This is a genomic window from Butyrivibrio sp. AE3009, from assembly GCF_000420845.1.
GTDB lineage: Bacteria > Bacillota > Clostridia > Lachnospirales > Lachnospiraceae > Butyrivibrio.
The window spans coordinates 1-8261 of sequence record NZ_ATVS01000072.1 but is presented as its reverse complement, the minus strand read 5'-3'; the positions used below and the strand labels follow the sequence as shown (position 1 = coordinate 8261).

The following is an 8261-nucleotide window of genomic DNA, read 5'->3' as shown; positions in this document are numbered from 1 at the left end:
GATCCTTCTTGGACATTTCCGCATATTTGTTATACGTATCGTCCTTGCTCATCTCATACTGAGGTTTTTCTTCAGGCTTCTCCGAATCCTTTATGGACTTCTCAGCATACTTATTTGAGGCCTGATCCTTCTTCATTTCATACTGAGGCTTTTCTTCAGGTTTCTCCGGATCCTTTCGGGACATCTCTGCGTACTTGTTGTAGGTGTCATCCTTACTCATCTCGTACTGAGGCTTCTCATCAGGCTTCTCCGGATCCTTTCGGGACATCTCTGCGTACTTGTTGTAGGTGTCGTCCTTACTCATCTCATACTGAGGCTTTGCATCAGGCTTCTCGGAATCCTTAATGGACTTCTCAGCGTGCTTAGTCTTAGCCTGATCCTTCCTCATCTCGTACTGAGGTTTCTCTACAGGCTTCTCCGAATCACGTCCGCTGGCAGTTGCATTTTTTACATTGGCCATGTCACTTGCCATCTCATACTGAGGCCTGTTAAGCGCACCTGAATCGCTTCTTGAAATACTGCCGTTTTGCCCCTTGCTGTATATCTGGCCACTCTTATCTATAGGGCTCATCGCAGCGTTGACGTTGTCCTCCATATGTACCTGCATGCTGTACATTTCCTTGTTGACTTCACTTGCGTCAACTCGGATAAGCTCACCGCCATCGCCTTCCGAATAGGTACCTCCCATCTCATCGATGGGGCTCGGCTCGGCATATCGTAAATCTGAGCCGTCGTTCTTCATTTCATACTGAGGCTTTTCTTCAGGCTTTTCCGAATCTCTTCCGGTGGTCTGGGCATACTTGGTTTTGGCCTGATCCTTCTTCATCTCATACTGAGGCTTTTCTTCAGGCTTCTCTGAGTCTCTGCCACTGGTGGTAGCATTCTTCGCGTTGGCCATGTTGGCCTTCATCTCATACTGTGGTCTGTTAAGATCACCATTGTCGGATCTGACTATCTTGCCGTTATCGCCCTTGCTGTAGGTCTGGCCGTCCCTGTCTATAGGGCTCATCTGTGCATTGACGGTATCCTCCATATGTACCTGCATGCTGTACATTTCTTTGTTGACTTCGCTTCCGTCAACTCGGATAAGCTCACCGCCATCGCCTTCTGAATAGATACCGCCCATCTCGTCGATAGGGCTCGGCTCGGCATACCTTAGATCTGAGCCGTCATTCTTCATCTCATACTGAGGCTTTTCTTCAGGCTTTTCTGAATCTCTTCCGGTGGTCTGGGCATACTTGGTCTTCGCCTGATCTTTCTTCATTTCATATTGAGGCTTTTCTTTAGGCTTCTCTGAGTCTCGACCGTTGGTGGTGGCATTTTTCACTTTGGCCATGTTGGCCTTCATCTCATACTGAGGTCTGTTAAGATCACCTGAATCGGATCTTATAATTGTGCCGTTATCACCCTTGGTGTAGGTCTGACCGTCTCTGTCAATAGGACTCATCTGTGCATTGACGGTGTCCTCCATATGTACCTGCATGCTGTACATTTCCTTGTTGACTTCGCTTTCATCAACACGGATAAGCTCACCGCCATCGCCTTCCTGGTATATATCACCGATCTCATCGATAGGACTCTGCTCAGCATATTTAACATCTGCGCCGTTATCCCTCATATTGTACTGAGATCTGTTGAGATCTCCGCTATCGTTTCTTATCAAGGATCCGTTAGGCCCCTTTATATAGACATTTCCCGCAGCATCTATAGGACTGACAGTTGCATGCCTGGGCGTTTCCTGGTTGTCTTTAATACTGTAGGCCGGTTTGTTGACCTCGTTAATATCTATACGCTTCCATTGCTGAGTGTTGCCATCCCTTTCATAGATGCCCTTAGCCTTATCAATGGGGCTCTGAGGAGCATACTTGGCATTGTCCTTATTAATATGCATCTCATACTGAGATCTGTTAAAATCACTTTTATCAGATCTGGCCATGGCAGAGTCAGGGCCGGTTTTACCATATATGCTATTGGCAAGGTCCTGATCCGTAGTATCGACATTTTTAGCTTTTTCTTTATCGACCTTCATCTGATACTGAGGTCTGTTAAAATCACTTTTATCATTTCTGGCAAAGGAACCATTGGGACCTGTTCTTTGATAAATCTTATTTGCAGCGTCCTGATCCTTTGTATCGATATTTTTAGCTTTTTCTTTATCGACCTTCATCTGATACTGAGGTCTGTTAAAGACACCTTTATCCTTTCTTGCAATTTCCTTTTTATCGTTCTTGGTATAAGTTTTGTTTTCCTTGTCAATACTGGATCTTTCGGCATACTTATTTTTGAGAGCATCCTTCTTGTAACTATAGGCCTCCTTCTCGGATGAAGATTTGAAAGGATTGGTCACTACCATAAGCTCTCTATATGCTATAGTTGTAACCTCAGTCAGAATGCTGCTTCTTTCGGCATTGAGTTCACCGTATTCCTTGCTGATAACGGTACATCCCGTAAAGGTATAAAGTCTTGCAGGTAAAGCATCCGGAAGAGATGTGAAACCTTCCATTGCCTTATGTCTGTATACATGCAGAATAAGCGGTAGTACCAGCTCCGTGCCGTTGGCAAGAGGGTCTAACGCTCTTTCTGTTCCTACGTATCGTTCTATTTGGAAAGTAAAGGGTTTGGAGATAGGCTTGCGCTTTAGATGAATATAGTCATTGACGCCGCCTTCCTTGATATACTCGTATTCGTTTTCTTTCGTAAAAGCGCGAACACTTTTTAAGGGCAGGAAATATATGCCTTCAACCTCCAATACGAAGTTAAAAGCTGTTATGGGATTTCTTACTCCTTCATCTGTATTTCCTAACAAAAATGACTCAACGCTCATTGATCATCCTCTTTATCTGCTTGGTTTCATATCCAAAAGACTCTTTTCCTTTTTCTTGGAGGGTGAAAGGCTCTTGTTTATTCCGGATATCTCGCTGCACCAGCGTCGCCTTTCGGCGTGCTCAAGGTTCATAACCTCATCTTTTCCCCAGTGGAAATAATAGGAGATAAAAGACATTTCCTTGTACAGTTCATCCTTTGGATAGAGCTTTAACCCTCCTGAGTAAAATTTAGAGGCACCTCAAAGGTCTTGCCGCAGTCTGGACATACACATCTCATCACAGGCGGTTCCACATCATTTATCCTCTGATACATGTCCTGAAGATATGCGAGATCTGCGGTGAAAAGTTTCTCTATAGTGGTGGCCGTTATGCTGTCCAGGCCGTCGATTCCTGTGATAACCTTGCTAAGGATAACAATTGTAAGATATGAAGGATTGGCAAGGACTCTCGGGTCTCTTGTGGCGGAAATCTCATCTCCCGCTGTCGCAAGTCTCATTCTCCCCTTTCTGTGTAGTTCCCCCGCTGCATCCATATACCCCTTGGGAAGTGTAAATTCGTACGTAGTTTCCATAGCATCCTCCTTTTATGTGTAGTAACAATGATGTTTGTGTTGTTTCCTTTGTATGACACAGGGGAAAACTCCCCTGTGCCCTGAAAAAAAGCAACGTAATTTTAGTTAGGAATAATGAGTTCCTCGTAGCAGATCTCAACAGTCTCAATGGCAACATCACTGTTCTTGGCGTCAAGATCAGGTGCTGTATACTTGGTTACCCAGGCATTCTTAAGTGACCATTGTCTTGCGCCCTGTGAAGTTGTAACAAGGCTGTTGGGTGCGCCGGAATTGATATCGATCAGCTCGATGGTTACGTCCTGACGAGGAATCTGACCACGTGTCTCGCTGACACACTCCATGATCCATGTCTTGAACGCGCTTGAGATAATATATCCCATCTTAAGTGTTACATTTCCGTGCTTAACTAGTCCGGGAATCTTAACAGGTGCCAGTGAACCTGAATTACCCTGGCGGAACTCAATCACATCAACCGTAGCCTCTACTCCTGTGATCTCTGAAAATGCAGCTGAGCCTGCAATGGTATCAACGGTCACAAGGAAATTCATCTTAGTTAATGGGTATGAGCTCTTTCTATCGTTTTCATATGCTCCAGTAGCCATAAATCATGACTCCTTTCTTTCATTTTTTATTATTCACCACCGCCTGCTTCAGATGTGTGCTGTGTCACTCTGAAGATTACGAACTCTGCGGGACGTGAAGGTGCTATACCAATGTTACAGATAAGTCTTCCGTTCATAATGTCATCACGGGACATGGTGGACGGTCCGATCTCAACGAAGAATGCCTCTGAGGAAGATCCTCCAACCAGCATTCCGTTTCTCCAGAGTGTATCAAGGAATCCGGAGATAGTGAGATTGACTCTCTGCCAAAGAGTAGGATCGTTAGGCTCAAATACAACCCAGTTGGTGTTGGCCTTGATACTCTCTTCAACGAAGATGAACAGTCTGCGGACATTGACATACTTGAAGGCGCTGTTGGACGAAGCTGTTCTTGCGCCCCAAATACGGATACCCTGGCCGGGAAGCTGCCTGATAAGGTTGATTCCCTCAGGATTCAGGATGTCCTGTTCATCCTTGGTATAGTTAACTGAAAGACCGGAACAGAATACTACTTCGTTAGCAGGTGCTTTGTGAACACCTCTGTCGATATCTGTTCTTGAGTAAACACCCATTACAGCTCCTGACGGAGGAACGAAATCAGGCTTATTTGACGATCTGTCAAATACCTTGATCCATGGATGGTACATAGCACAGTAGGTTGAATCCACAATCTGTCTGAAGCCGATAAGGTCTGCAGTCTTAGTCATGTCTCTTGGCATATCAAGTACTGCAAAGCGGCTGTGAAGATTAGAACAGTGACCAACAAGTGCCACCTCAACCTCTGGAATTGTTACGCCGGGGATAGCCATCATGCTGACAACATTGTTCTCAACAAAGGCTGCAAGTCCGGTTCTCTTTCCGGGGCCTAAATCCTCACCTATGAATGTGCCTGCATCAACCTTGGATACAGAGCCGTCTGTACCACCGTCGAGAAGGAATACTCCATCCTGAACATCCTCTCCGAGGATTGCAGCTACAGGGTTGCCGGCTTCCTTAAGAGGAGCAACTTCAACCTTTACAATGTCGCTGCCAGCCAGTCTTGATCCGATGTATCTCGGAGACTGCATATTCACTGAGAGCTCGGGATAATTCTCAACGTCGTCGCCGTAGCGAACTGTCATGTCGATGTTTACAAGATAAAGAAGTGACTTGGGAATGATATCCGTATCAACGGCTGACTCGGGAATATCATCCTCGAAGGTTACTTCATTATCGAAAATCGTTTTGATTCTTGTATAGGTATCCTCAAATACAACAAGATCGCCTTCTCTGAAACCCTCAACACTCTTTGCGATAAAGCCTGTCTCGGTCTTTTCGATGAGCTGCAGTTTACGCTTGGTATTGGTTGCAAGCATAATCTGAATCTTGTTGCCCCATGTTCCGGGACTGGAAGCCTTGATGTCAAGGATTCCCTTCTTGGCGGATGCATATTTTGCATCTCTCGGAGCTACACGCATTACATAGCATCTTGTTCCGCCGTTGTCGAAGAACTGCTCTACGCTGTTAGCAAGAAAACGGTATTCTCCATAGCCAAACTCTGAAAGAAATCCGCCAAACTGCTGCTGGAAGCTCTTCATGCTGGTAACAAGAAGCGGTGCTCCTTCGATGGGACCTTTCTCAGCCAATCCGATAAAGCCTGCTGTACTTGTTCCTACGCCTTCGATACCCCTGGGAGAATTATCATATTCTTCAACGTATACGCCTGGTGATAAATACTCTGCCATATACTTTACCTCTCTTTTTAGATTTTCATTTTGCCGTGGCCTTTAGCTGTGCAGGATTCGTGATGGAAATCTGACCGGCATATGCACACATAAGCTTGCAGTCATTAGTCAGACATGGTTTGCCGCTCACAAGCACCTTTGGTTTGGTTGGTATCCAGCAGCCTGCCGGGACGGGCATACATGGCTGGGGGGTAAGGACGCCTAGCGCAGCTGCTGTAGCTGCGGCTACCTGGGGATTTGCAAGGGACGTGCACAATCCGAAGGGTCCTATATTAGCCCCGGGCTGACAATCCTGAATTGTGGCCGTGGGCTTACCACTTACCATTACCTTAACCTGAGATGTAACTCTTATTGGTGCGGGACCGGTTCCCATAGTGCACATGGCTGTTCCGCCTACTGTAACAAGCTCACTCATTCTTTCCTTCTTCCTCTTCCTTTTCACCTAAAGGATCTAATTTAAAAGCGCCCTTCATCAGGTCCGTTTCTCCGCGTTCAAGGTGAAAATCCAGGGGCCTGAAATATTCGCTGTCCCCTGCCCTGAAACGAATCAGATAAGGCAGATTGTCAGAATCATTTCTGACCTTGAGCGAAAATTCTCCCATTGGCCCTGCCCTTCCGTAAACAATACGGTAGATCATCTCGTTCACCTTGTGCCCCGCATCGACGGGAGCCCTTATAGCAACGCTTGTCTGAGTTTCAGTACTTAGAACTTCAAAAACCTCGTAGCGCTCTTTGGTTTCTGAAAGCAGTGCATATTTCATGCACTCAAGATTGATCCGGCCTCCTGCGTTTCTCGGAAGGAAGGAAAGGATATACTTTCCTCTCTTTTCAGTAAAAGCGCTGAAGCCACATATCGGACGCATAAGATTTATGGCCTCGATATGTTCCAGTTTCGGAAGGGTTCCGTAAATTTCAAGTACACTTCCGCCTGATCGATTTTTCTCTGACGGCATCAGGAAAACATCAATTACAGGCAGTCTCGGATCCAGAGTCCCATAGTTGATACTCACGTCCGTTTCATCGTATCCTTCAGCCTTAATGTGCATAAGAAAGTCTTCCTTGCCAAGACCTATGAATACCCAGTTGCCGTCTCCTTTAAACATTGGTTTAAAGGTCGTTTCACCACCGGTAAACCTGACGTTCGTATCATCCACGTCTCTCCCGGTCGTAGTGTCCACAAGGTGAAGCACCACCGAAAGAGTCGCTCTGATCACTGTTGTCAATCTCTTCTTTTACCCCCTTTCTTCGCCAGTTATAGACAATCCAAAGCTTGCATCGGTTACCCTAGGAGTATCAATGTACTCGCCGCTGGATAAGTATACGGGGGCCGCCCTGTAGAACAGGCTTATCTGATATGGTTTGTTGATAGCCTGCCAAACCCGCACCTTTTCCTCCAGACTTATCTTCGCCTGAGACAGTACTATCGGAGGTTCCTGCGTATCAAGCCAGGATTGCAGCTCATTGGGAAATACTGAATTGTTGTCATTAACAATTTGCGCTATTTTTCCAATGATTTTTTGTATATCCGGATCCTTTAAGCCCATCTGGCCGGATCCGTTTATAAAGACCATATAGTATAGTGAGTATGGTCTTGGCGGTTTCATGATCTGTGCCCGTCCTCTTTCTATGAATCTGGGCCCTGTGACCTCAACGTCCTCTCTTATGTCGTAGAGATACAGCCCCACAATATAGTCAACATCCTGAGAAAGGGGCGATGAGATCTCGATATTATTGGGAGATGGGATGGGCTCGGGGCACATCTTTTCTCTCAAGGTCTTGATAATATATGCACTAACATCTGAAATTATCGGATAATCAGCCATCTATACTGCCTTTCGTTAAAATGGTTCTCAGTTAATACTGTCTATCACCGCATCCACTGCTTGTTCTATATCAGCCTGCATTTTGGGAGTGATGCACAGTGCATAATTGGTTCCCTTCAGGTACTCTGCCGAGCATCCAAAATACGTCATCGCATCCTCTTCCGACAGATACATATCTCCCTGAACCACCGGTTTGGCGGCAAGGCTCTCCGGGGCTGAATCCGTGGTCTGTTTGTACATCAGTGCACTTCCTCTCTTGAATATGTAGATCAGAGAATTGGAAGTCATGGTTGCTGATGTCCTGGCATCGTCATAGAAATATCTGAAGGTTGTACAATAGGCTATAGTCTTTAATGAAACATATTCCGAAGCACCTCCGGAGGAATATTTCCTGTACATATACTTGTTGTCTTTTTTGTACATTCCCGCTGCCAACTGTTTGGACAGATCATTTCCTGCATTTATTCCGCTCTTGCCAAGCTTTGCAGCAACTGCTGCAGCTGAGGCCAGTTCTTTGTCATTCATTTCTTCCAGGTCTTCACCCAGAGCCTCTTCAAGTTCACTCTCCAGGTCATCAGCACTTATGGAAAGAGCTTCCTCGGATAATTCAGGTATGTCTGCATCCGTCACAAGATCCGATAAATCACCGGCTCCATCTGCGTCACCACTACCTGCTCCGGTTCCTGCTCCTGCTCCGGCTCCTGTGCCTGCTCCGG

Annotated in this window: 8 protein-coding genes and 1 pseudogene; all 9 read right to left on the bottom strand. The window is 46.0% G+C overall.

What is annotated here, in order from left to right:
• On the bottom strand, positions 1–2824 hold a 2824-nt coding region (locus G588_RS20930; RefSeq protein ID WP_035788940.1), incomplete at its 3' end, for a hypothetical protein.
• Between the two features lie 12 nt (positions 2825–2836).
• Positions 2837–3022, bottom strand: a pseudogene (locus tag G588_RS22860) (DUF6760 family protein); the annotation flags it as partial.
• An 11-nt stretch (positions 3023–3033) separates the two neighbouring features.
• Positions 3034–3396, bottom strand: a complete 363-nt coding sequence (locus G588_RS0117980; RefSeq protein ID WP_022780076.1) for a hypothetical protein — start codon at positions 3394–3396, stop codon at positions 3034–3036.
• 101 nt (positions 3397–3497) lie between these two features.
• On the bottom strand, positions 3498–3998 hold the full coding sequence (locus G588_RS0117975; RefSeq protein WP_022780075.1) for a phage tail protein: 501 nt from the start codon (positions 3996–3998) through the stop codon (positions 3498–3500).
• Between the two features lie 29 nt (positions 3999–4027).
• Positions 4028–5722, bottom strand: a complete 1695-nt coding sequence (locus tag G588_RS0117970; RefSeq protein WP_022780074.1) for a phage tail sheath family protein — start codon at positions 5720–5722, stop codon at positions 4028–4030.
• Positions 5723–5747: 25 nt separating this feature from the next.
• On the bottom strand, positions 5748–6137 hold the full coding sequence (locus G588_RS0117965; RefSeq protein ID WP_022780073.1) for a DUF4280 domain-containing protein: 390 nt from the start codon (positions 6135–6137) through the stop codon (positions 5748–5750).
• The gene (locus tag G588_RS0117960; protein ID WP_022780072.1) at positions 6130–6945 is read right to left on the bottom strand and encodes a hypothetical protein; all 816 of its coding nucleotides are present in this window, start codon (positions 6943–6945) and stop codon (positions 6130–6132) included. The genes G588_RS0117965 and G588_RS0117960 overlap by 8 nt, the downstream gene beginning before the upstream one ends.
• Positions 6946–6954: 9 nt before the next feature.
• On the bottom strand, positions 6955–7545 hold the full coding sequence (locus tag G588_RS0117955) for a DUF4255 domain-containing protein (protein ID WP_022780071.1): 591 nt from the start codon (positions 7543–7545) through the stop codon (positions 6955–6957).
• Between the two features lie 27 nt (positions 7546–7572).
• Positions 7573–8261, bottom strand: a 689-nt coding sequence (locus tag G588_RS22855) for a hypothetical protein (RefSeq protein ID WP_035788937.1), incomplete at its 5' end; no start/stop codon positions are given.

Coding starts and splice junctions, on each gene's coding strand:
- G588_RS0117980 (WP_022780076.1), bottom strand. CDS start 3,396: ATGGAAACTACGTACGAATTTACACTTCCCAAGGGGTATATGGATGCA.
- G588_RS0117975 (WP_022780075.1), bottom strand. CDS start 3,998: ATGGCTACTGGAGCATATGAAAACGATAGAAAGAGCTCATACCCATTA.
- G588_RS0117970 (WP_022780074.1), bottom strand. CDS start 5,722: ATGGCAGAGTATTTATCACCAGGCGTATACGTTGAAGAATATGATAAT.
- G588_RS0117965 (WP_022780073.1), bottom strand. CDS start 6,137: ATGAGTGAGCTTGTTACAGTAGGCGGAACAGCCATGTGCACTATGGGA.
- G588_RS0117955 (WP_022780071.1), bottom strand. CDS start 7,545: ATGGCTGATTATCCGATAATTTCAGATGTTAGTGCATATATTATCAAG.